Here is a 23,396-nt window from a genome sequence, read left to right on the forward strand (position 1 = left end):
GGTCTGTCGGAATGTCGAGTTCACCGGGTGGGGCGCAGGCTGCGATTCCAGAGGAGTACTGCGCGGAGTTCGAGGCCGGCTTGATAGTTGGCGGGGTCCATGTCGTAGCGAAGTGGCCAGGCCCCGCCAGGCTTTGATCTTGCTGATGCCACGTTCGACGTGGTGCGCTGCCTCTCCGGGATCGTCGAACCGGGGCCCTCGTCCTGGCCGACGCGGGCGTTGAGGTTCCGGCCCCCGACGGCACACTCCGCGTCGACTGGATCAAGCGGCACGAGCGCTTGGTGGACATCCTCGACCCGCCACACAACGCCAAGGTGCAGCTCTCGGGCCCACTGTCTCCCCCGTGCGCCACGGGAGGCGCCTGCGTTCCACGGCCGGGCACTGACATGGGGAAACCGGAGAGCCGAGCCACGGGCGGCGACGTGGAGGGGCCTGCACAAGAAGCGCCAGCGGACGAGAGCGGCCACCATAGGACCACGGTGCCGACCGGGTCGTCGAGCGGCATGTTGTTGACTTCCCCGGCGGTGATCACCAGCAGGTCGGCCTTCTTGCCCGGGGTGAGCGAACCGGTCACCGCGTCCAGACCGTTGGTGCGCGCGCTGGAGCGTGGCGAAGCCGAGTACGTCCCGCACGCCGATCCGGTCGGGCGTGCGCCGGTGCCGTACGCGCCGTGTACGGCACGCATGCGCTGCACGGTTGTGCGGGGTGCGCATCTGCGTGAACATGTCGCCGGCCAGGGCGACTTCGACATCCGTGCTCAGCCCCGGCCGCACTCCGGCGGCAAGCGCCTCGTCCACCGCGGGGATCGTGGTGTCCAGACCGAGCTGGGCGTCGGTCAGCCCCGTGGCGTGGATGAGAGTGACCCGGGGGCCGAGCGGTCCCTGTCCGGCCCAGGCGCGCACCGCGTGCGAGGAGGAGGCGCCGAGCACCGCGTCGACGCTGACGCCGATGTCCAGTTCGCCGGCCACCCGCGCCAGCGCCGGACCGTAGGCGAGTCGTGGTCCGGCGATCTCGTCGGTGGCGAGGGCGGCCAGCCGCAGGGTTAGCAGCGGACTCGCGCGGCGTTCCCGCAGGCGGCCCAGATCCTGCGGCCACTGACCGTCCCACGGCCCGAAGTGCGGGGCCATGAAGGCCTGTACGCATGTCCTCGGGGCCGTACGCGAGGGCGTGCCCGGCCAGGGTGGTCGTGACATAGGCGCCGAGGTCCGCGACGTCCGGCATGCTCCTGCGCAGCGGCGCCTGCCACGCGTGCCGGTGGGTGTCCACGAAACCGGGGGTGAGCACGCGGCCGGTGGCATCGATCACGACGGCGTCGGCGTCCGTGCCGGCGTCCAGCCGCCGGCCGACGGCCGTGTCGCCCTCGATCAGCACGTGGCCCGGGTTCAGGGCGCCGACGACGCGGCACACCGCTCGGGAACGCCACCACTGGAAGGTCGCCCCGACCGAGCGCGTGGAGCTGCCCGGGTGACCGGCCGCCAGGCGGTCGGACGGCGGCGCGGTGCGGGAACCGGTGCCGCTCTCGCGCCGCTGGTACTCGCGCTGGTGGCGGGCTGCGGCTACCAGAGCGACGTGCCGCCCGCAGAGGGCCCGGCGACCGCCGCGGGCCGTGCCCCCTCGTCCGAGTCCTCCATATCCGGAGCGGAGACCATGAACAGCGAAGAGCACCCCCACCCCTACGTCGGCATGTGGGTCACCGTCGACGGGCACATCCGCCAGCGGCTGTCGGCGGACGGGCGGTACGACGAGGCGCGCGGCGAACGTGAGGGCGCCTACACCGGCAGCTACCGGATCAGCGGCAAGCGCATCATGTACCGGGACGACACCGGTTTCACCGCCGACGGTGAGTTCGACGGCGACGTGCTCCACCACGCCGGCTATGTCTTCCACCGGCGGGCCGACAGGCCCAGGAGCGACGCCCGGTAGCGGGTGGCAGGAGAGTTCCGAGCCGGGTCCCGAGCGTCCGCGGGCACGTCAACGGGCGTCGGCGGACGCGGCCCACGCCGGGGCGGATGTCGAGCGCGCCGGGGGGTACGGGGACGGCGCTCGGTCGACGTCAGGTCGTCGGTTGCTCGGTCTCGATGTGAAGGTGGTGGCGGGCGAAGTCCAGGGCTTCGTCGCGTTGTTCGGGAGAGTCCGCCTCGATCAGGAGGTGGCCGGCCCGCTGGAGTGAGGAGGTCAGTGGTGCGATCGTGTCGCCGGGGCCGAGGTCGAGGGTGAGCCGGGAGACCGCGGGATGGTCGCGGACCCGGTCCGCTCCCGAGATCTGTCGGATCCTGCCGGGCGGGCCGGTGACGAACATGACGGCGGTGTGCGAACGGAGTTCGCGCCCGCGTAGCCCCGTCACGGGCAGGCCGGCCGCAAGCCGGACCACGGCCTCGTACGGGTCGAAGTCATAGGCGCGACCCACCGCTTCGATGATGTGGTCGCCGGGCGTCCGGACCGCGACCTCGATCAGCACGGGCCCGTCCGGCCCGATCCGGAACTCCAGATGGACAAGCCCCGTCCGCATACCGAGGGCACGCAACACTCCCCGGGTCAACTCCTCGACCTGGCGGGCCGTTTGACTTTCGAAGCGGTGGCCGATGCGATGGCATAGCTCGACGAAGTACGGCGGCGGAGTCGTCTCCTTCGCGGTAACGGTCTCGAAAAGCACCTCGCCCTCCCCGACCAGGGCTTCCCAGCTGTACTCGGGGCCCGCCACCAGGCGCTCGACCAGCAGTTTCCCCTCGCCCGAACGGCGATCGACGACGTCGTCCAGCTCGGCCTTGTCGGTCACCAGCTCAACTCCGATGCTGGCACTGGCGCTTACCGGTTTGACGACGACCGGGAGTCGGTCGCGCATCCACTGGCGCGCCTCGCCCAGTTCGCGGGTGAGCAGGTGCTCGGGCTGGCGCACGCCTTGCCGGGCGCAGGCGGCGCGTTGGAGCGCCTTGTTGCGGGAGAGCAGTGCCGCGTGCAACGAGGGCCCCGGCAGGCCCAGTTGATCCTGGGCCAGTGCGCCGGCGAGCACCTGCGATTCGGCGAAGGCCACGATGGCGTCAGGTGACGGGGCCGCGGCGAGCGCCGCTGCCATGCCGCCGTACCAGGACTCGTCCAGGATCGCCTCGTCGATCCGGTGATAGGCGGCCCCGGGGACCTCGGTGCCGGGGATCGTGTCCACGATCCTCAGTCGGCAGCCGAGCCTGGCCGCCGCGTCCGCGTATGGCCGGCCCATGACGCCGATGCCGACCAGAAGCAACTCGTTCATGTGACTCCCCCCGAGCGGGCCGCCGAGCGGGCCCCCGAGCGGCGACTTCGCCCCATCGAAGCCCTCTCGCAGCTCCCCGCAGCTCGCGCGCGCCGCTCACGCGCAGCTCACTCAAAGTCCCCTTGAAGTCCCCTTGCAGGCAACACTAACACGCACCCAAAGCCTCACCCATAGTGACGTCGTAGCCAGGCTAAACCTCCTGACAGGAACTCAAATTTCCCGTTGACAGGGCGAGTTGGGTGAGGAATTCTCACCGCAGTGCGATCTTCAGCATCTGACCGGCTTTGGATCGATACTTGGCTTCTAACCGCAACACGGCAAACAGGCAAGTAGCACACTGGCGGGTGATTTCAGCGTTATGCATAGTGTGGGCGACGATGTCCCGAACGAGCCCTGGGCTCTGCTGCCCGTCGTGGCACTGCGCCATGCGGGCTTTCCACTCGATCTGCTCGACCGGTTGACCCATCCCACCACCCGGGACGAGACCACCGAGCTGCGGGAGGCCGTCCGGCGTGTGGTGGCGGCGGGTTCGGCACTCACGGACAAGCTGCGCGGCACGCCTGAACTCGCCGCCGCCGGCCCCCGGATCGGTATGCGCGCCGCGCTGTCGGAGGGCGTACCGCACGCGGCGGAGTACCAACGCGCCCGGACCGCGCTGGTCGAGGCGTGGGAGCGATTCGAAACCCGCCACCAGGCGCGGTTGGAGTCCGGCTGGCGGCAGGTCGCCGCGGCCTTCCGGGCGGATGACGCGCTGCGCGAGGTCCTGCTGCTGTCCAATGACGCGCACTACCCCCGCTTCGCCGACTGGCTGGAGCGGCCGAGGGAGCGCTTCGGCAAGAACGACCGGAAGACCGCGGACCTGCTGGTCCGCTACTTACAACGCGTGGCGAGCAAGAACGAGACCACCGCGCACTTCGGTCCGATCGCGACCGGACGACTCGCCCCGGACCGGCCGGGCGTGCGCTGGCAGGACATGGGCGCCCACCGGCGCAAGGTCTACTGCGCGTATTGGGCGGCCGAGGCGCTGGCCGAAGTCCTCAGCCGACGCCCGGGGTTACGCCCCCTGGTGCGGCCGAGGCGCCGCCCGTTGGCCTTCCTCGCCGAAGGCCGGGTCACGGTCTACGCGCCTACCACGACAACCGGATTCCTCGCGGACTGGCGCTTCGAGCGAATAGCCGACGCGACGCTGACGGACCGTCAGTACTGGTTGCTGGCACGGTGCGACGGCGTCGCGACGCTGGCCCAGCTGGCGGCCGAGTGGCCGTTCGGCGCCTCCCCGGAGGGCGCGACGACGGGCACGCACACCACGCCCGGCATGGCCGGCCTGGAGAAGACACTCGCCGAACTCGTCGCCCACGACTGGGCCGTCGATCGGCTGGAGATCCCCGTCGGCACCGCCGACCCGCTGCGAGACTTACTGAACTGCCTGCCGCCGCAGGACAGTTCGGCGGACGCCGCCGAAGCCCACCGGCTGGTGGCCTCGTTCGCGGCACGGCTCGCGGCCTTCGCCGAAGCCGCTCCGGCGGAGCGTCCGGCGGCGCTCGCCGCGGTCAGGGAGGAGTTCACCGCCCGCACCGGGGCCGAGGCCAATCGCAACCAGGGCCGGCACTACGCGGACCGGGCGGTCTTCTACGAGGAGGCCCACAGTCGCGTCGACGGACTGACCCTCGGCCCTGACGTCGAACGGTTCCTCACCGAGGAGCTGTCGCCGGTCTACGACCTGATCCTGGCCGGCCCCCGGCTTCGGTTACGGCGCGAGCGGAGGATCCTGGCGGACTGGCTCACCCGCCGCTTCGGTGCGGACCGCCCCGTACCGCTGGCGGAGTTCTACGCGGCGTACTTCGACGACCGCGCCGAACTGGTCGCCTCCTGCGAGCGGGTGGACGCCGAACTCGCCGCGCTCGACGACTCGATCACGGACGCCCTGCTCGCCGGCGCTGGCACCGGGACGTCCGAGATCGTGGTCACCCCCGAGCAGTTGACCGCGCTGGCGCCCGGCCACCCGGACGATCCGGCGGTGGTGTGCAACCCCGACATCCTCCTCGCCGCCGGCAGCGCCGCCGAGGTGGCGGCCGGCCGCTTCACCGCCGTCCTCGGGGAGTGCCACGCGGTACGCGAACTGCTCTGCCACGCGAGCTACGCGCCGCTGCTCGCCGAGCGCGAACCGCGACTCCCCGCCCTGGCCCACGCGGCCTACCGGCGGATGCTGGGACCGGACGAGCTGCTGTGCGATCTGGTCCGCTCGCATCCCAACAAGACCGGTGCCCAACTGCCCTTCCCCATCCTGGATGTGGAGATCACCGGCCGCTCCGGCAAGCCCCGCGAGCAGGTGCTCGGCCCCGACCGGCTGTATGTCCTCGTCCAGGACGGGCGGGTACGGCTGGGCGCGGAGGGGCTTGCCCAGCGGCTGCGTCCGCTCTCGGTACCGGCCGGTGGGCAGAGCATTCGCCAGGATCCGCTCGCCCCGCTGGGTTTTCCACGCCACTACGGCGGCGTCAGTCTCCGTTCCCGGCACCGGGACCACGTTCCCCGGCTGCGCTGCGGGCGGGTGGTGCTGCGCCGGGAGAGCTGGCGCGTGCCGGCCGCGGCGTTCCGTGGCGCACGGCCCTTCCCCGGCTCCGGGGTGGCCGACGCGGCCAACTTTCACGCGGTGCAGGAGCTGCGTGACCGACACGGGCTGCCCCGGCACCTGTTCGCGAAGGTGCCGGGCGAGCCGAAGCCGCTCTACCTCGACCTGGACGCGCCCCTCCTCGTACGCCAACTGTGCAGAGCGATCCGCCCGAACACCGACACCGTGGAGCTGAGCGAGATGCTGCCTGGCCCCGACCAGTTGTGGCTTGAGATCGAAGGCCACGCGCACACCGCGGAGTTCCGCTACGCGGTGTTCTCCCGACCGGAGCGCCGGTGACGGCCCGGACGGGGCGGCCGGTGGGCGCGACCCGCCGGGTGGCGGCCTATCTGGGCCGCGACCGTCGCCGACTGACCCTGCTGTGCCTGGCCGCGCTGGGGATGGCCCTGGTCAGCGCGGCGGGGCCGGTGCTCATCGCGCAGGGCCCCGGCCTCGGGCTGCGTTCCGCGTCCGGCGGTCTCGCGCTGGCCGTCGGGGTGCTGCTCATCGGCGTGGTGGTGTGGGCGCTCAACCGGGTGCGGATCTACCTCACCAAGTGCCTGGTCGCCGACGCCGTGTTGGCCATGCGGCTGGACGCGCTGCGCTCCGCGCTCGGCCAGGACCTGGAGTTCTACGACCGGAACGACCGGTCGTCGATCACCAGCCGGGTCACCAACGATCTGGAGTCCTTCGGGGAGTCCACCTTCAACCTGCTGGAGCTGCTGCAGCAGCTGCTGGTCGTCGTGCTGCTGATCCCGCTGATGTTCGTCCTGGAATGGCGCCTCACGCTGGCGACGCTGGCCGGCGGCTTCCTGATCGCGCTGACCACCCGGCGGTTCGGGCGGGTCACCCGCCGCCGTGCGGGGCGGGCGGCCGCGGCGACCGCGGCGCTGACCACCTCGGTCGCGGAGAGCACCTCCGGCCTGGCCACGGTACGCGCGTTCGGCTGCGAGAAGCCGCTCGTCGAGGCCGCCGCCAAACACAACACCCGGCTGTTCGAGGCCAATCGGCGCGCCGACTTCTATGCCGCGCTGCTCCAGCCCTCGCTGGCCGTCCTCACCGGGCTGATCACGACGCTGCTGGTGTTCGCCGGCGGCATGATGGTCGAGCAGGCCGTGCTGACGGCGCCCGCCTGGTACCTGTTCGTCCTGGCCACCGACCGGGTCGCCTGGCTGCTGGCGTCCACGGGCTCGCTCGACGGCCAGGCACAGACGGCGCTGGCCGCCTCCGAGCGGATCTTCGAACTCATCGACGCCGCGCGGGAGGACGATCCGCCCGGGGCCGAGCCGCTGGCGGGCCGGGGCGCGGTGCGGGTGGAAGGGCTTCGGCTGACGTACACCTCCGGCAACGAGGCGCTGCGCGGGGTCACCCTGGACGTGCCGGCCGGCTGCCACCTGGGGCTGGTCGGCCCGTCCGGCTCCGGCAAGTCCACCCTGCTCAAGGTGCTGGCCCGGATGCAACCGCCCACCGACGGCGAGGTGTTGCTCGACGGACGGCCGCTGTCCGACGCGCCCGAGGAGGAGCTGCGCCGGGGAGTGGCCTATGTACCGCAGCGCCCCCAGCTGTTCGACGGCACCATCGCGGACAACCTCCGGATGGCCGTTCCGGAGCTGACCGACGGCGAGTTGACGCGGCTGGTGGCCGACGCCGGCCTCACCTCCTGGCTCGCCGCCTTCCCGCAGGGCATGCGCACCCCGGTGGGTCCGGGCGGCGAGGCGCTGTCGCACGGCCAGCGCCAGGTGGTGTGCCTGCTGCGGGCGCTGGCGAAGCGGCCGTTCCTGGTCCTGCTGGACGAGCCGACGGCCAATGTGGACAAGGCGACGGACGAGCATCTGCAGCAGGCGCTGCGTTCGCTCCTGGACGGCGTCACGTGCGTGGTGATCGCCCACCGGCTGAACACCGTGCGCGACGCCGACCGGATCGCGGTGCTCCGCGAGGGCCGGATCACCGAGACCGGGACGCACGACGAACTGCTCGCCGCCGGTGGCGAGTACGCGGCGCTGCACGAGGACTTCGCATACGCGTCCGCCGACGACCGGACGTCGGTCACGGGTGGTGGCGCATGAGGGACACGGGACAACTCCGCTGGCTGGCCCCTCGACTTCGGGGTTCCACCGGCAGTCTGCTGCTCGTCGTGATCGGCGGCGTCGTCACCGCGCTGCTCGCCGTGGTGGCCGCCTGGGCCACCGGCGAGGCCCTGGACCGGGCGCTCGACGAGGGCGTGTCGACGGGACCGCTCCTGATCGTCGCCGCCGTGCTGCTGGCCAGCCAACTCCTGCGGGCCCTGCTGATCTACCTGCGGCAGACGGCCAGCATCCGGGTGGGCACCCGGCTGGAACACGAACTGCGCCATGAACTGCTCACCAAGGTCCTGCGGAACGCGCGCCCGGCGGACGCCGGCGGCCGGCTCGCCACGTTGATCAGCGACACCAGGGCGCTGCGCTACATGATGACGCCCGGCGTCGATCTGGGCCTGTCCGTCTCCGCGTTCGTGGTGGTGGTGCTGGGTTGCGCGGTGATCTGGTCGCCCTGGCTGGTCCTCGCTCCGCTGGTGTACGCGGTCGGCTTCGTCTGGTTCTCCGTGCGTCTGCTGCGCGGCATCGCCGGCGCGGCCCGCACCGCCCGGGACCGGTCCGCCGGGCTCACCGACCGGGTGAGCGAGGCGCTGCACAACATCGAGGCGGTACGGGACGCGGGCGGTGCCGCGGCGGTCTGGACGGACCTGGAGTCCGCGGCGCGCGACCACCGCGACGCGGTGGTCGGACAGGGCCGCGCGGAACGCCGTACCCCGCTGTTCCTGCTCCTCGGCGTGGTGCAGGGCATCGGCTTCGCGCACGCGCTGCTCCTCGCCCGCGACGGCCAGCTGACGGTCGGGGACATGGTCGGCTACCACAGCATGCTCCTGCTGCTGGGCTCACCGACCTTCGCCAGCGGTGCGGCCTTCCCCGCCCTGGCGAACGGCATCGCGGCGATCGATCGGATCCGCCGCCTGGCGCCGGAGGGCGAGGAGGAGCCGACGGCCCCCGGCGGCCCGGATCCGGTCCCCCGGGGCGTGCCCTCGATCGAGGCCGTCGCGGCGGTACCGGCCGAGGAGGCGGGCCAGTTGCCCAGGATCGACGTGTCACTGCCGCCACGCTCACTGGTGGTGGTGACGGGTCCGACCGGCTCCGGCAAGTCGACGCTGCTGCGGCTGCTGGCCGGGGTCGAGCCACCGGCGTCCGGCAGCGTACGCGTCGGCGGGGTCGCCGCTACCGAGTGGCCCCTGCGCGAGCTGGCGAAACGCGTGATCCTGGTCGCCGACCACGACTCGCTGTTCTCCATGACGCTGGAGGAGAACATCGGCCTCGGCCGGCTGGACGCGGACCCCGGGGAGATCGGCGCCGTCGCCGACCGGGCGATGGTCTCCGAGTTCGCCAGGTCCCTGCCCGACGGTCTGAACACGCTGCTGGGCGCGGAGGGAACCACCCTCTCCGGCGGGCAGAAGCAGCGCATCGCGCTGGCCCGGGCCCTGCTGTCCCGGGCCGATGTCCTGCTGCTCGACGACCCGTTCAGCGCGCTGGACGCGGGCACCTCCCGCGCACTGGCCACCGGGCTGATCGAGGTGTCGCGCGACCGCACGGTCGTGGTGGTCTCCGACCGGTCCGACCTGCGCGCGCACGCCACCCATGTGCTGCACCTCGACAGCGCCGAACTCACCGTGCACCGGACGGTACTTCGGGACACCTGAACAGCCCGGGACCCCGAAGTCCGAGAACCCGAGAACCCAAGAACCCACGAATCCGAAAGCCCACGAGCCCGAAAGCCCGCGAACCCGAAAGCCCGCGAACCCCGAGCCACTGGAACACCGACCGAGAACTGTCATATCGCTGATCGAACCGAGGAGTCCCACGTGCCCCACGCGCTCTCCGAACTGTCCGAGCTCTTCATCTGGCCGCACGCCGGCTGCAACCACCGATGCGTGTCCTGCGACATCTGGCAGGACACCTCCCGTCGCGAGCTCGCCGCCGAGGACATCGAACGCTGGGCGGACGAATGGCAACAGCTCGGCATCAAGGAGGTCATCCTCACCGGCGGCGAGCCGCTGATGCACCGTGACCTCGGCGCCGTGGCCGCGCCGCTGCGCGAGCGGGGCATGGCGCTGGTCCTGCTGTCCACCGGCATCCTCCTCAAGCGTCACGCCCAGCAGGTGGTGGACAACTACGACGTCGTCCTGGTGAGTCTGGACGGACCGCCCGAGATCCACGACTCCGTCCGTCGCGTGCCGCGCGCCCACCAGCTGCTGGTCCGCGGCCTGGACGCGGTGCGCGCGATCAAGCCCGACCTCCGGGTGGCCGCACGGTGCACCGTGCACCGCTACAACTACCGGCACCTCGCCGAGACGGTGCGCACCGCACAGGAACTGGGCGTCTACCGGTTCAGTTTCATCCCGGCCGACGTGACCAGCGAGGCGTTCAACCGGGCCGGCGGCTGGGATGCCGACCGGCAGGAGGACCTGGTGATATCCGAGGACGCGCTGCCGGCTCTCGACCAGGAGCTGGAGCGGCTGTTCACCGAGTGCGCGGACGCCTTCTCCAGCGGGATGATCCAGGAGTCCCCCGATCATCTGCGCAGCTATATCCGCGACTACTACGCGGCCTTCCACCGGGCCAACCCCTACCCGGCGGTCTCCTGCAACATCCCGTGGGGCTCCGCTGTGGTGGAGGTCGACGGCACCGTACGGCCGTGCTTCTTCCAACCGGAGTACGGCAACCTCCACGAGGCGGGGAGCCTGGAGGCCGTGGTGAACTCCCCGGCCGCGGTGAAGTGGCGCACCGAGCTGGACGTCGCCACCGACGAGACCTGTCAACGCTGTGTCTGCTTCCGGACGGTGGACCTGCCCGCCGGGATCGGCCCGGCGTGACCATCGTCTCGGACCGTCCGGTCGCCACCGTTCGGACGACGGTGGACCTGCACCTGCACAGTGTGGTCTCGGACGGCGACGACAGCCCGGCGGAGCTGGCGCGCAAGTGTGTCGCGGCCGGGCTGAGGATCGCCGCGTGCACCGACCACGACAGCATGGCCGGCTTCGAGGAGTTCCGCGCGGTCGCCGAACCGGCCGGGCTCACCGTCGTCGCCGGCACCGAGATCACCGCGCTCTGGGCCGGACAGGAGGTGCACTGCCTCGGTTACTTCGTGGACCCCGACGACGCCGACTTCCGGGCCCGTGTCGGCCGGGTGCACGACGCCGAAACGGGCTGGTGGCGAACCTGGTTCGACCAGGCGGAGGCCCTTGGCGTGGATATCTCGTGGGCCGCCGTCGAGGGGCGCTTCGGCAAGGACCGGGTCGGCTACCTCGGTGACTACCTGGACGCCTTCCTGGCCGCCGCCGGGACCGACCCGAGGTTCGCCGGGTACGAACGGGGCGGGCGGCACAGCCGGTTCATCGCCGAGTGGTGCAAGGCGGGACAGCCCCTGCACGTCCCGCACCCCTGGCGCCCCGGGTTGGCCGAGGTGGCCGGGTGGATCAGGCAGGCGGGCGGGGTGGCGGTGCTGGCCCATCCGGGGCGGATCCGGGAGGAGCCGGGGACCGCGCCGAGCGGGCTCGCGGACCTCGGGGTGTCCGGTCTTGAGGCGTGGACCACCTGGCACGACCCCGAGGACACCCGCCGGGTGCTGGAAGCGTGCGACTCCTTCGGGCTGGTGCCCACCCAGGGATCCGACTTCCACGGAGGCCGGTTGAAGCCGTGGTCCCCGGCACCCGGGCTCGTCCCCGAGGCGGTCGGGAACGCCGAGGCCATGGTCGACCGCCTGTATGAGAGACGCGACTGATCCGGTCGGTCACCGACCGGGGACGACAACCATTGCTGTGGCAACGCGATATGACGACCCGTCAGCTCGCGCGGGCATCCCACGCCCAGAAGGCCGACGAACAAACGAGGGGAGCAGGCTCGATGAGTGCGGGGTCTGACCAGGTCCGGACGCCCGAGGACTGGCGGCTGCTGCCCGTCTTCGCGTTGCGGCAGTCCGGCTTCGGGTTCGAGTTGCTGGAGCCGTACGCCGAACCGGAGGCGGTGGCCGAGGCCACCCGTATGCGGGAGACCGGGAAGCGGCTGACGGAACTGGCGCCCGAGCTCAAGTCGGCCATCCGGCAGGCGCGGCTGGCCGACAACGGCGCCTCCGCCTCGGCCATCGGCTATCTGCGGCCGTTGACCGAGGAGACGCTTCGACTGCTGCGGGAGCGACTGCCCACCGAGGCGCGGCCGGTCCTGGCCGGGTACCAGGACCACGCGGTCCGGCTGGCCGGTCTGTGGCAGCGGTGGGAGGAGGACCACGAGCGGCGGCTGCACCGTGCCAAGACCGCGCTGCGGGACGCCTTCCGCGACGATCCCCTGCTGCGGGAGGTGCTGCTGCTGTCCAACGAGGCCAACTACCGTCTGTTCGCCGACTGGTTGGACGGCGGTGACGGCGGTCACGGTGGCGACGGCGGTGACGGCGGTGACGGCGTGGGAGGACCGCGCGGCCGCAAGATGACCGACCTGCTGACGCGCTATCTCCAGCGCGTCACCACCAAGAACGAGACGGCCTCGCACTTCGGTCCGTTGAGCGCGGGTCGGGTGGACCGCGAAGCGCGCGGCATCACCTGGGAGGAGGCACCGCTGCGCCGGCGGGTGTTCCTCGCCCACTGGGCAGCGGAGAAGGTCGCGGGCGCGTTGAGCGCGGACCCCGCGTTGGCCGGACGGATCATGCCGCGCCGCCGCCCCTGGGCGTTCGAACGCGATGGCGTCGTCACGCTCTACGCGTTCACCACCGAGGACGGCTTCTCCGTGGACTGGCGGTTCCGCGACTCGGAGCCGGTGGCGCTGCCGGCGGAGGAGCTTCGGGTGTTCCGCCGGTGCGACGGGCGCACCACGCTGGCGCGGCTGCGCGACGAACTGGGCGACGGAGTGGACCGGGCGCTCGCCAAGCTGGTCGAACGAGGCTTCGTGGTAAGCCGTTTCGAGGTGCCGGTCGGGGTGACCGACCCCCTGTCCGCGCTGCGGGAGCAGACCGGCGACGCCGAGGCGATCGAACGCCTGGAGCGGGCGCTGGCCGCCGTTCCCCGCGCGGCACCGTCCGAACGGCCCGCGGCCATCACCGCGTTGAAGCACCGCTACGCCGAGATCACCGGCGCCACGGCCAACCGTGGTACGGGGATGCACTACGCCGATCGCAGTGTCTTCTACGAGGAGTGCCACGGCGAGGTGACCAGGCCGCGCCTCGGTGCGGACCTGGCCGCGCTGATCGAGCGGGAGCTGGCCCCCGTCTACGCGTTGGCGTTCGCAGCGCCCCGGCTGCGGATCGTTCGGGAGACCGAGCTGCTGACGCGCTGGGCGACCCGGCGCTTCGGCCCCGACGTCGACATCCCGCTGGACCGGTTCTACGCCGGGTACTTCGCCGACCGCGACGAGCTGCTGAACGAGGTCGACAAGGTCGACGCGGAGGTCGACGCGCTGGACGCCGATCTCACGGATCTCCTCCTCGGTGACGCCGCCCCCACCGCGGCCGACGTGATCGTCGATCCGGAGCGGTTGGAGACGTTCCTCCGCCGTTGTCCCGACGGCCCGCCCGCGCTGGTCAACCCGGACGTCATGCTGGCCGCGGCCGATCCCGGGGCGCTGGCGCGCGGTGACTTCCTCGCCGTCGTCGGGGACTGCCACGGGACGCGGGAGCTGCTCAGCCACTCCAGCTTCGCGCCGCTGATCGCCGAGGAGTGCCCGGACTTCACCCGGGACGTGACCGCCGCGTACCGCGCGCTCGTCGAGGACGACGAGGTACCGCACGACCTAGCCCGCAGCCATCCGGACAAGACCGCGTCCCGTGGCCCGCTGGAGATGGCCGACGTGGAGATCTTCGGCCGGTCCAGCCGCCCACGCGGCGAGGTCGTCCAGCCGTCGTCGATGTACCTCAGGGTCAGCGGCGGACGGCTGGGGCTGTACGCGGAAGGCGTGCGGGGGCGGATGCGGCTGCTGGCCCCGCCGTCCGGCGGCCCGACCATCAGGCTGGACCCGCTCGCCCCGTTCGCCTTCCCCCGCCGGCTCGGCGGCCTCGTGCTGGAGGCGGACCGGCATACCCGGGTACCGAGGATCACCACCGGCCGCATCGTGCTGCAACGCCGGCTATGGCGCGTCCCGGTCGCCGAGCTGGTCGGACTCGGCCCCGACGGCGCGCGGCGCAAGGGCAACGCCGCCGAGTTCTTCGCCGCCTGCGAGCTGCGCCGACGGCACGAACTGCCGCGCCACGCCTTTGTGAAGTTCGACTCCGAACCCAAGCCGCTCTACGTGGACTTCACCGCTCCGATGCTCGTACGCCAGATGTTCCGGCTCGCCCACGGCGCGAGCGGACTCGTGACCTTCAGCGAGATGCTGCCCGGCCCCGACCAGCTGTGGTTGCGGCGTGACGGCCACCGCTACACCACCGAACTGCGCTGCGCCGTTTCCAACGTCCGTGCTGCTACCGCCCAGGAGAGTTGACGTGACCTTCGACTACCGAATCGCCGACATCAGCCTGGCCGAGGAGGGTCGGACGGCCATCCGACTCGCCGAGCACGACATGCCGGGGCTGATGGCCGTCCGCCGGGAGTACGGCCCCGACAAGCCACTCGCCGGCGTGCGCATCGCCGGATCGCTCGGCATGACCGTCGAGACCGCCGTGCTCATAGAGACTCTGATCGAACTCGGCGCCGAACTGCGCTGGGCGACCTGCAACGTGCTGTCCACCATGGACCACGCCGCGGCGGCGATCGTATGCGGCCCGAACGGCACCCCGGCCGACCCACAGGGCATCCCGGTCTTCGCCTGGATGGGGCAGACCCTCGACGAGTACTGGTGGTGCCACGCCCGGGCACTGCGCTGGCCGGACGGCAGCGGCCCCGACCTCATCCAGGACGACGGCGGCGACGCCACCCTGCTGCTGCACACGTCCGTCCGGTACGAGAAGAGCGGCACGGCCCCCGACCCGGCGACCGCGCACAACGCCGAACGCGCCGCGCTGTTGCGCTTCGTCGCCGACTCGATGGCCGAGGAGTCCGACCGGTGGATCGGGGTCGCCGCGTCCATCCGGGGTGTCGCCGAGGAGACCACCACCGGGGTGCGGGCGCTGCGCAGGCTCGCCGACTCCGGGGAGCTGATGTTCCCCGGTATCAACGTCAACGACGCAGTGACCAAGTCCAAACTGGACAACATCTACGGCTGCCGCCACTCCCTCGTCGACGGGCTGAACCGGGCGACCGACCGCATGATCAGCGGCAAGGTGGGGGTCGTCGCCGGCTACGGCGACGTCGGCAAGGGCTGCGCCTCCGCGCTCTCCAGCCTGGGCGCCCGGGTGATCGTCGTCGAGATCGACCCGATCTGCGCGCTCCAGGCCGCGCTGGACGGCTACCAGGTGACGACCCTCGACGAGGCGGCCCCGATCGGCGACATCTTCATCACCGCGGCGGCCAACTGCGAGGTGGTCCGGCCGGAACACATGGCGCGGATGAAACACCTGTGCATCCTCGGCAACATGGGCCACAGCGATGTCGAGATCGACGTCGCCGGGCTGGCGAAGGTGCCCGGCATCCGCAGACGGGAGCTCAAGCCGCAGGTGGACGAGTGGATATGGCCGGACGGCCGGTCGCTGCTGGTGCTCTCGCACGGCCGGGACCTCAACTTCGGCAACGCCACCGGACACCCCGCGTTCGTCATGTCGGCCTCGTTCACCAATCAGGCGCTCGCGCTGCTCGAACTCGCCGGCAACACCTACCCCGTCGGGGTGCACCTGCTGCCGCGCCGGGTGGACGAGCAGGTGGCCCGGCTCCATCTCGACGCGCTCGGCGTGAAGTTGGAACAACTCACCCGAAAGCAGGCCGAGTACGTCGGCGTTCCGGTGGAGGGCCCGTACAAGCGGGACGACTACCGGTACTGAGCGGCGTACCGGCCGGAACGCCGCAAGCCCCACCCTCACCACCACTCCGAGCATCCGGGAATCCTCGTGCACGTCCGTCTACTCGCCCCGACCACCCCGCCCTCCGACGCCGGCCGCCGGGACACCGCCGTGCTCCGGGCCGCCGCTCTGCTGGAGAAGGACGGCCATACCGTGACGCTCTCCGGCCCCGGGGAGCCGACCCCTGGTTCGAGCGTCGGACGACCCGATCTGGTGCTTGTGCTTCCCGAACCGGCCGTCGAGAGCCTGGCATTGACGGCCCGTCAGATCGCTGCGGTGCGGGCGGCGTACGCGGCGGGTCACGGCGGTCCCGGGGGTTCGGGCGGTCCCCGGGGTTCGGGATCCGCCTGCCCGCCGGTGGTCGTGGCGGGGCCGGAGGCGAGCCTGGCGCCGCTGGAGACCCGGCGCGCCGTGGGCGCCGACGGCAGCCTCCCGGGAGCGCTGGAGGAGGCGCTGCGGTGGCTCGTCGAGGCGTGCGCCGCCGATCCGTCGGCGCTTCGCCCCGACCGGCTTGGGCGGATCAGGCCGACCTTCGGGCGCTGGGATCCCGAGGGTGAACTCGCCGACGACCACGAGGAGTTGGATGTCGCCGAGCTGGCCGGGCAGGCGGCCGAGCGGCTGGGGCTCGGGGCGGCCACACTCGCGGGATCGGGTCTTGAGTTCGCCGTCTTCCGGGCCGAGGGGGGCCGGTACGGCGACGTGGCGCTCCGGGTGCCCAGGCAACGGGTGGTGCGCTACACCGGCCGCGACCCGTTCACCGTCCGGGACGCGCTGGAGCAGGAGCGGACGATCGCCGCGCATCTCCACGCCCACGGACTGCCGGTCGCCGAACCGCTCGCCCTGGTGGAGACCGCCGACGCGCCCGTACTGGCGTCCCGCTTCCATCCCGGTGCCGGCACCGCCCCGGCGCCCGACCGGATCGGCGAGCTGCTGGCGCGGCTGCACCGGACACCGCCGGTGGATCTCCGCCCGCTGGACCACGACGGCTGGCCGTTCTCGGTGGGCATCGCCCGCCGGGTGGCGACCCGTTGGGCATGGCTCGCCACCAAGTTTCCCGACCTTCCGCCGCTCCCCGGTCTCGACCGGCTGATCCCCCTGCTCGAACCCCTGGCCGCCGAGTCCCGGGTGCTCCATCTGGACGTCCGCGCCTGCAACATGGCCGCCACCGACGGGACGCCGACGGCACTGTTCGACTGGGGCTGCGCGATGGTCGGGCACCCGGCCCTGGAGTTGGCGCGGATCCGGGAGAACGACCTGCTGCCGGAGAACGACACGGACGTGGCGGCCGTGCTGGCCGGTTACCGCCGTCACGCGCCGGAACCCGTCGTGGACCCCGCCGTCGACGCCGTACTGCGGCTGGACGGCGTGACGATGCTCAGCGTCGTCTTCGGATCGGGCACGCCCGATCCCGAACGCCTGGCGATCCTCGTTGACCGGGCCGAGAACCTTGTGAAGGAGCTGACATGCTTGTGAAGGAGCTGACATGAAGGCTGCCGACAACACCGGTGCGGGCACGGACGACGACACCGGCCCCGCGCGGGCACCGCTCAGCGGGCGGGTGTCCGGCACCCCGAGCGAGCTGTGGCACGAGGAGATCCTTGGCCCGCACTTCGCCTACGAGTTGAAGAACCTCCTGCCCTGGTACGTGGCGATCGAGAAGGTACTGGCCGTGGAGTACGCGCGGCTGGGTGTCCTCACCGAGGCCGACGCCGAGGCGCTGGGCCAGGCGCTGCACACCCTCGACGCCGAGGCGCTGACGGCCAGTCCGGCCGCCAACATGTCGGACATCTCCTTCGCCCTGGAACGCCATGTCGAGCAGCGGCTGCCGCGGCCGATACCGGCCTGGCATGTCGACCGGAGCCGCAACGACTCCCAGGCGACCGCACAGTTGATGTTCGGACGGAGCGAACTGGCCGATATCGGCGCACGGTTGGTGGAGTTCGGCACCGCGGTGCATCAGCTGGCCGAGGCCACCCGCGAGCTGCCGATGCCCGGTCACACCCATTTCCAGGCCGCCCAGATCATCACCCCCGGGTTCTATCTGGCAGCCGTCTCCGACCGGATCCTGCATACGAGCCGCCGGCTGCTGCACACCTACGACGGCCTCGACGCCTGCCCGTTGGGTTCCGGCGCGATGGCCGGACAGCACCTCGCCTGGGACCGCGACCGGATGGCGCGGCTGCTGGGATTCCGGCGTTCCCACCCGCTTGCCCTCGTCGGCGTGGCCTCCCGTGGCTGGGTCGCCGAGGTGACCGCCGAACTGGGCGTTTTCGGAACCGAGTTGAGCCGTTTCAGCAGCGACCTGCTGACCTGGGGCAGCAGCGAACTCGGCTTCATAGACCTGCCGGACGAGCTGTGCGGGATCTCCTCGGCGATGCCGCAGAAGAGGAACTTCCCGGTGCTGGAACGGATTCGCGGCCGTACCTCGCATCTGGCGACCTACCACCTCGACGCGGTGCTCGGCCAGCGCAACACCCCCTTCACCAATCTGGTGGAGGTCGGGAAGGAGGCCGGCGCGAACCTGGCCACCGCCTACACGACCATGCGCAGCGTGCTCCGTCTGTTCACCGAGGTGATGGGGCGGTTGAGCTTCCGCGCCGACCGGATGCGGGCCGCCTGCGAGCGGGAGTACCTCGGTGGCTTCGCTCTCGCCAACGCGCTGACCCTTGAGGAGGGTCTGCCCTGGCGCCGGGCACAGGTGGTGGCGGGTGCCTATATCGTCGCGGCGATGGAGGCCGGGCTCGCGCCGGACAAGGCGGACACCGACCTGCTGTGCCGGGTCGCGTCGGAACGCGGTTTCGCCCTCTCCTCCCCCGCCTCCGTACTGGACTCCGTATCGGACACCGACACGGGACCGCGTCGTATGCGGTCGGCCGGCTCCGCACATCCCGACGCCACGGCTGCGGTGCTGCGCGAGCAGACGGTGGAGTACGAACGGCTGCGGACGGAGTGGGCCCGGCGGTCCGCGACCGTCGCCGCGGGGCTCGCCGAGACGGACACCCTGCTCGGGCTCGTTCGGTGACCAGCGGGACCGACACGGCCGGCGGCTGCCTCGGGACGGGCACCACCTTCGGCACGTTCGGGGAACTGCTCCAGGGCGTGCTGCCCGACGGCCGGGCGTTCCTGGTCACCCTGCCGATCGACCGGTGGGCGCGGGCACGGTTCCACTACCGGCAGGAGGACCCGACGCTGCACGTGGTGCCGGCGCACAAGTGCAAGGCACACACGGCCGCGAGGCTCGCCCTGGCCTCGGTGGGCCGCCGGGGCGGCGGACTGCTCCACCTGGAGAGCGACCTGCCGGAGGGCAAGGGGCTGGCCAGCTCGTCGGCCGACCTGGTGGCGACGGTCCGCGCCGTGGGGGACGCGATCGGGGTGCGGTTCACCCCCGAGGAGATCGAGGCACTGCTCCGCGAGATCGAGCCGTCCGACGGCGTCATGTACGACGGGATCGTCGCCTTCTGCCACCAACAGGTCCGTCTGCTGGGGAAGTTCGGACACCTGCTGCCGCTGACCGTGGTGGCGCACGACGTGGGGGGCCGGGTCGACACCATCAGCCACAACCGTCGGCCCCCGCCGTTCCACGCCGCGGAGCGGCAGGAGTACGCCCGTCTCCTGGCCGAGCTGCGCGAAGCCGTCGCCTGCGGTGACCTCGCGACAGTGGGCCACATCAGTACCCGCAGCGCGGAGTTGAACCGCCGCATCCGCGCGCGCGACGACCTTGAACATCTCCGGTCCGCCTGCCGCGAGTTGGACGGGATCGGCCTGGTGCTGACGCACAGCGGCACCATGCTCGGCGTCGCGTTCGCCTCGGACGACCCGGAACTGGACGTCAAGACCAAGTCCCTGCGCGCCGCGTGTGCGGCGCTGCCGGGGACCGTCTCGGTGTTCCGCTCGCTCGGGGCAGGCGGTCAACAGCCGGCCCGTCGTGGCCAACAGTGAGGGGAAGCTGTGATCTACGACAGTATGAACGACGTCATCGGGGGAACTCCGCTCGTCAGGCTGCGAGTCGACGCCCCCGAGGGCGTCGAGGTGTACGCCAAGCTGGAGTTGGCGAACCCGTTCGCGATGAAGGACCGGGTGGCCCGGCAGATCATCCTGAGCGCGCGGGAACAGGGGGTGCTGCGCCCGCGGGACCCGATCGTGGAAAGCTCCTCCGGCACCATGGCGCTCGGCGTCGCCCTGGTCGGCCGGTCACTCGGTCACGAGGTGCACATCGTGACCGACCCCAGGATCGACCCGGTCACCAGGGCCAAGCTGCGGTCCATGGGCTGCACCCTCCATGTCGTCACCACGATGACGGACCGGGGCTGGCAGGGCGCCCGGTTGGACCGGCTCGACCAGCTGATACGCGAGCTGCCAGGGGCCGCCTTCTGGCCGCAGCAGTACAGCAACCCGGACAACCCCCGCGCCTACCGGGCGCTCGCCGAAGAGCTGATCGACGACCTGGGCCGGGTGGATGTACTGGTCGGCTCGGTCGGCAGCGGCGGCTCGCTGTGCGGCTCGGCGAGGGCGCTGCGGCGCTCCCAACCGGGCCTGTGGGTCGTCGGGGTGGACTCCGTCGGCAGCGTCCTCTTCGACCAGCCCGACCGGCCGGGCCGGTTGCAGGGCGGCCTGGGCAACAGCCTGCTGCCGAAGAACGTCGACCGCCGCGTCGTCGACGAGATCCACTGGCTGAACGACCGCGAGGCGTTCGAGGCGACCGGAGCGCTCGCCCTCGAACAGCAGATATTCGGCGGCAACACCTCGGGCTCGGTCTACCGGGTGCTCGGCGAGGTCGCCTCCCACGCACAGCCGGGCACCCGGATCGTCGGCATCTTCCCCGACCGGGGCGACCGCTATGCCGAGACCGTGCACAGCCCGGCGTACTGGGCGGAGCAGGCCCTGAGCACGCAGCCGCTGTCCCGGTGCCCGGACGCGGTGGACTACGGCTCCCCGGTCCACTCATGGTCGCGAGCGGTCGTGAAGCACGCGCCGAACAGCCCGCAACACCTGCTCTTCATCGAGTCGAACACCACCGGCACCGGGATGATCGCCCTCCGCAGGACGTTCGAACTCGGCCTGCGACCGGTGCTTCTGACCGGTTCGCCGGAACGCTACAGCGGCCTGGCCGAGACCGGCTGCGCGATCCTGCCCTGCGACACCAACTCGACGCCCGCACTCCGAACCGCGATCCAGGACGGCTTCCGGCGGGAGGAAATCGCCGGAGTGACCACCACCAGCGACTTCTACGTACCGACGGTCGCCGAGACCGCCGACTGGCTGGGGCTCCCAGGCAACCGGGCCGACGCCATGACCACCTGCCGCAACAAGGCCCTGATGCGGGCGGCACTGGCCACGGCGGGGGTGCCCCAGCCCCGGTTCGCCGTGGTGACCGAGGTGGCACAGGTCGCGGACGCGGTGGCGGCGGTCGGACTGCCGTGTGTGGTCAAACCGGCGGACGACTCCGCCTCCCAGAACGTGCTGCTCTGCGCCGACGAACAACAGGTGCGCGCGCACGCCGAGTTGGTCCTCGGCATCCACACCAACGTCCGTGGCATGCCGACGGCCCGCACCGTCCTCGTCGAGGAGTTCGTCGACGCGCCCGAGTTCAGCGTCGAGATGTTCAGCCACCTCGGCGCCGCCGAATGCGTCGGCATCACCGCCAAGGAGGTCGGCGGCGCACCGTACTTCGTGGAGCGCGGCCATGTCTTCCCCGCCCCACTGCCGACGGAGCGGGCCGACGAACTCGTCGCCGTCGTACGGGCGGCCCTCACCGCCTGCGGCGTCGAGACGGGGCCCACCCACACCGAGGTACGACTCACCGCCGACGGCCCGGTGATCATCGAGATCAACCCCCGGTTGGCCGGCGGCATGATTCCCGAACTGGTGCGCCTCTCCACCGGTATCGACCTGCTGGAACAGCAGCTCAAGGTCGCCGCCGGACAGCCTCCGCTGCTGGCCCCGACCCACCACACCACCGCCGGCATCCGGTTCCTGCTGGCCGACCGGGAAGGGGTGCTGACCGAGATCCACGGACTGGCCGAGGCCACCGCCACCGAGGGCGTCGAACAGGTCCGGGTCACACCCGAGCCGGGCACCCGGGTACGCCCCGCGACCAGCGCCTACGACCGCCTCGGCCACATCATCGCCACCGGCCCCGACCCCACCTCGGTCCGCACCACCCTCAACACCGCCACCACCACCATCAACCTCCGGATAACCACCCCATAACCCACCCGGGTGCGGTGCATGTCCCCCAACCCCCCGGACAGGCACCGCACCACCCCCGCCCTACCGCCCCGGGGCGGGCTTCACGCATCATCGGCGGGTGAGGAGGGCAACGAGCGAGATGGTCGCTGTCCATGAGGAGTTCGAGGCGACCGTCACCGAGATTGTTCCCTGGGGTGTTCTCATTCGGCTCGACGATGGTATCGCCGGGGTTATCGACAATCTGAAACTTCCGGCATGGCTGGACGACGAACCGCTCCCCGAGATCGGGAGTGCCGTGCATGTCGTGGTCCTGGACGATGCGAGAGATCCTGTTCGCGTCAGCGCGCTCGCGGGGGACATGGATATCGCCCGTCGGCTTCGTGATAGGCGCCTGGACGGGCAGGGATAGTCGAACCGGCGGGTCGCCCGGGCCATAGCGGCTGCGGCTGTCGTTTTCCTCCACTGTTTCATCAGGTGGCGGGATTTGATCGATTCGCGCTTGACGTTGTGAGGAAAGCCACAGGAGTTATCGGGAAAACCGGCACCGTAGGGCGCTGACCTCCTGCTGTGGCCTTCGGCGGGGTGGAGGGATCGCCTGCGGCGGGGAAGCACCGCGAGTAGCGTGGGGCAACGCAGGGAAAACGCATATGACTTCGGCCGAGAATGGTCGTTCGTCCATGCCTGTGACGCCGGGCGATAAACGGTGCGCCACTTCTCCGAATTCCCATACGTGAGGAAGTGATCTTCGCCATGGATCCGCAGCAGCGGCTCTTTCTGGAGGCCGCCTGGGACGCGTTGGAGAACGGCGGTCAGGACACCTCCAAGCTGGCCGGCACGGCCACGGGCGTCTTCGTCGGCACCTGCAACGTCCACTACTGGGACCTGTTGGCGGCCACCGGATCGCCCGATATGCACGCGGCGTTGGGCGCGGGCACGCGGGCCGCCATCACCGGCCGGCTCTCGTTCGCCCTCGATGTCAACGGCCCCGGACTGTCCGTCGACACCGCCTGTTCCTCCTCGCTCGCGGCCATCGCGCTCGCCTGTCAGAGCCTGCGCGCCGGCGAGTCGACGGCGGCCATCGCCGGTGGCTCGCAGGTGCTCGTCGCCAACACCGAGACCCGGGGCTATGCGGACTCCGGCGTGTTCTCCGCCGAGAACTGCAAGTTCGGTGACACCGGCGCGGACGGTTTCGTCTTCGGCGAGGGCGTGGGGGCCGTGCTGCTCAAGCCGCTGGAACGGGCGCTCGCGGACGGGGATCCCGTCCAGGCCGTCATCGGGGTTCCCTTCGTGGATACCCCCGGCTTCAGCCGGGGGAGGAAACGAAGCTCCTGCGGAGCAGGGCAGGGAAAGCCGGTTCGCCGCCAGGGCGGACCGGCGTCCACCAGCAACTACCGGCGGATTGTCGTGATTTGA

16 protein-coding genes are annotated in these 23,396 nt (G+C 71.3%); 14 read left to right on the forward strand and 2 right to left on the reverse strand.

What is annotated here, in order from left to right; all coding sequences use genetic code 11:
* Positions 1-20: 20 nt before the first annotated feature.
* The gene (locus AOM46_RS35270) at positions 21-1,127 is read right to left on the reverse strand and encodes a hypothetical protein (protein ID WP_234313732.1); all 1,107 of its coding nucleotides are present in this window, start codon (positions 1,125-1,127) and stop codon (positions 21-23) included.
* A gap of 520 nt (positions 1,128-1,647) precedes the next feature.
* Between AOM46_RS35270 and AOM46_RS10930 the strand changes: the two genes are divergently transcribed.
* Positions 1,648-1,923: an Atu4866 domain-containing protein gene (locus AOM46_RS10930; RefSeq protein WP_062210682.1), complete on the forward strand. Its 276-nt coding sequence runs from the start codon at positions 1,648-1,650 to the stop codon at positions 1,921-1,923.
* 130 nt (positions 1,924-2,053) lie between these two features.
* On the opposite strand, the gene AOM46_RS10935 is transcribed toward AOM46_RS10930, so the two are convergent.
* Positions 2,054-3,247, reverse strand: coding sequence for an ATP-grasp domain-containing protein (locus tag AOM46_RS10935; RefSeq protein ID WP_062209116.1), 1,194 nt, complete (start codon positions 3,245-3,247; stop codon positions 2,054-2,056).
* Between the two features lie 358 nt (positions 3,248-3,605).
* On the opposite strand from AOM46_RS10935, the gene AOM46_RS10940 reads away from it, so the two are divergent.
* The 13 genes from AOM46_RS10940 to AOM46_RS11000 all read left to right on the forward strand — a co-directional run bounded on the left by AOM46_RS10940 (position 3,606) and on the right by AOM46_RS11000 (position 23,396).
* On the forward strand, positions 3,606-6,155 hold the full coding sequence (locus tag AOM46_RS10940) for a lantibiotic dehydratase (protein ID WP_062209119.1): 2,550 nt from the start codon (positions 3,606-3,608) through the stop codon (positions 6,153-6,155).
* Positions 6,152-7,921, forward strand: a complete 1,770-nt coding sequence (locus AOM46_RS10945; protein ID WP_062209121.1) for an ABC transporter ATP-binding protein — start codon at positions 6,152-6,154, stop codon at positions 7,919-7,921. The genes AOM46_RS10940 and AOM46_RS10945 overlap by 4 nt, the downstream gene beginning before the upstream one ends.
* Positions 7,918-9,582: an ABC transporter ATP-binding protein gene (locus AOM46_RS10950; protein WP_062209124.1), complete on the forward strand. Its 1,665-nt coding sequence runs from the start codon at positions 7,918-7,920 to the stop codon at positions 9,580-9,582. The genes AOM46_RS10945 and AOM46_RS10950 overlap by 4 nt, the downstream gene beginning before the upstream one ends.
* 162 nt (positions 9,583-9,744) lie before the next feature.
* Positions 9,745-10,755: a radical SAM protein gene (locus tag AOM46_RS10955; RefSeq protein WP_062209127.1), complete on the forward strand. Its 1,011-nt coding sequence runs from the start codon at positions 9,745-9,747 to the stop codon at positions 10,753-10,755.
* Entirely contained in the window at positions 10,752-11,663 is a 912-nt protein-coding gene (locus AOM46_RS10960; protein ID WP_062209129.1) for a PHP domain-containing protein, read from the forward strand. Before AOM46_RS10955 ends, AOM46_RS10960 begins: the two co-directional genes overlap by 4 nt.
* A 122-nt stretch (positions 11,664-11,785) precedes the next feature.
* Entirely contained in the window at positions 11,786-14,344 is a 2,559-nt protein-coding gene (locus tag AOM46_RS10965; protein ID WP_062209131.1) for a lantibiotic dehydratase, read from the forward strand.
* Position 14,345: 1 nt separating this feature from the next.
* On the forward strand, positions 14,346-15,776 hold the full coding sequence (gene ahcY, locus AOM46_RS10970) for an adenosylhomocysteinase (RefSeq protein WP_062209133.1): 1,431 nt from the start codon (positions 14,346-14,348) through the stop codon (positions 15,774-15,776).
* Positions 15,777-15,842: 66 nt separating this feature from the next.
* A complete protein-coding gene (locus tag AOM46_RS10975; protein ID WP_062209135.1) occupies positions 15,843-17,267 on the forward strand; it encodes a phosphotransferase family protein in 1,425 nt (474 codons plus the stop codon).
* 10 nt (positions 17,268-17,277) lie between these two features.
* The gene (locus tag AOM46_RS10980; RefSeq protein WP_062209137.1) at positions 17,278-18,816 is read left to right on the forward strand and encodes an argininosuccinate lyase; all 1,539 of its coding nucleotides are present in this window, start codon (positions 17,278-17,280) and stop codon (positions 18,814-18,816) included.
* Entirely contained in the window at positions 18,813-19,733 is a 921-nt protein-coding gene (locus AOM46_RS10985; RefSeq protein WP_062209139.1) for a kinase, read from the forward strand. The genes AOM46_RS10980 and AOM46_RS10985 overlap by 4 nt, the downstream gene beginning before the upstream one ends.
* A gap of 9 nt (positions 19,734-19,742) precedes the next feature.
* The gene (locus AOM46_RS10990) at positions 19,743-22,004 is read left to right on the forward strand and encodes a pyridoxal-phosphate dependent enzyme (protein WP_062209141.1); all 2,262 of its coding nucleotides are present in this window, start codon (positions 19,743-19,745) and stop codon (positions 22,002-22,004) included.
* Positions 22,005-22,101: 97 nt separating this feature from the next.
* Complete coding sequence (locus tag AOM46_RS10995) at positions 22,102-22,392, forward strand: hypothetical protein (RefSeq protein WP_158920376.1); 291 nt, start codon at positions 22,102-22,104, stop codon at positions 22,390-22,392.
* A gap of 341 nt (positions 22,393-22,733) precedes the next feature.
* Positions 22,734-23,396, forward strand: a complete 663-nt coding sequence (locus tag AOM46_RS11000; RefSeq protein ID WP_158920378.1) for a polyketide synthase — start codon at positions 22,734-22,736, stop codon at positions 23,394-23,396.

The sequence above is a fragment of the Streptomyces sp. NBRC 109706 genome, assembly GCF_000974485.1.
Taxonomy (GTDB): domain Bacteria; phylum Actinomycetota; class Actinomycetes; order Streptomycetales; family Streptomycetaceae; genus Streptomyces.

What these genes read in the sequence shown, in the direction of transcription:
- AOM46_RS35270 (WP_234313732.1), bottom strand. Translation starts at nt 1,127, where the DNA reads ATGGCCCCGCACTTCGGGCCGTGGGACGGTCAGTGGCCGCAGGATCTG.
- AOM46_RS10930 (WP_062210682.1), top strand. Translation starts at nt 1,648, where the DNA reads ATGAACAGCGAAGAGCACCCCCACCCCTACGTCGGCATGTGGGTCACC.
- AOM46_RS10935 (WP_062209116.1), bottom strand. Translation starts at nt 3,247, where the DNA reads ATGAACGAGTTGCTTCTGGTCGGCATCGGCGTCATGGGCCGGCCATAC.
- AOM46_RS10940 (WP_062209119.1), top strand. Translation starts at nt 3,606, where the DNA reads ATGCATAGTGTGGGCGACGATGTCCCGAACGAGCCCTGGGCTCTGCTG.
- AOM46_RS10950 (WP_062209124.1), top strand. Translation starts at nt 7,918, where the DNA reads ATGAGGGACACGGGACAACTCCGCTGGCTGGCCCCTCGACTTCGGGGT.
- AOM46_RS10965 (WP_062209131.1), top strand. Translation starts at nt 11,786, where the DNA reads ATGAGTGCGGGGTCTGACCAGGTCCGGACGCCCGAGGACTGGCGGCTG.
- AOM46_RS10980 (WP_062209137.1), top strand. Translation starts at nt 17,278, where the DNA reads ATGAAGGCTGCCGACAACACCGGTGCGGGCACGGACGACGACACCGGC.
- AOM46_RS11000 (WP_158920378.1), top strand. Translation starts at nt 22,734, where the DNA reads ATGGATCCGCAGCAGCGGCTCTTTCTGGAGGCCGCCTGGGACGCGTTG.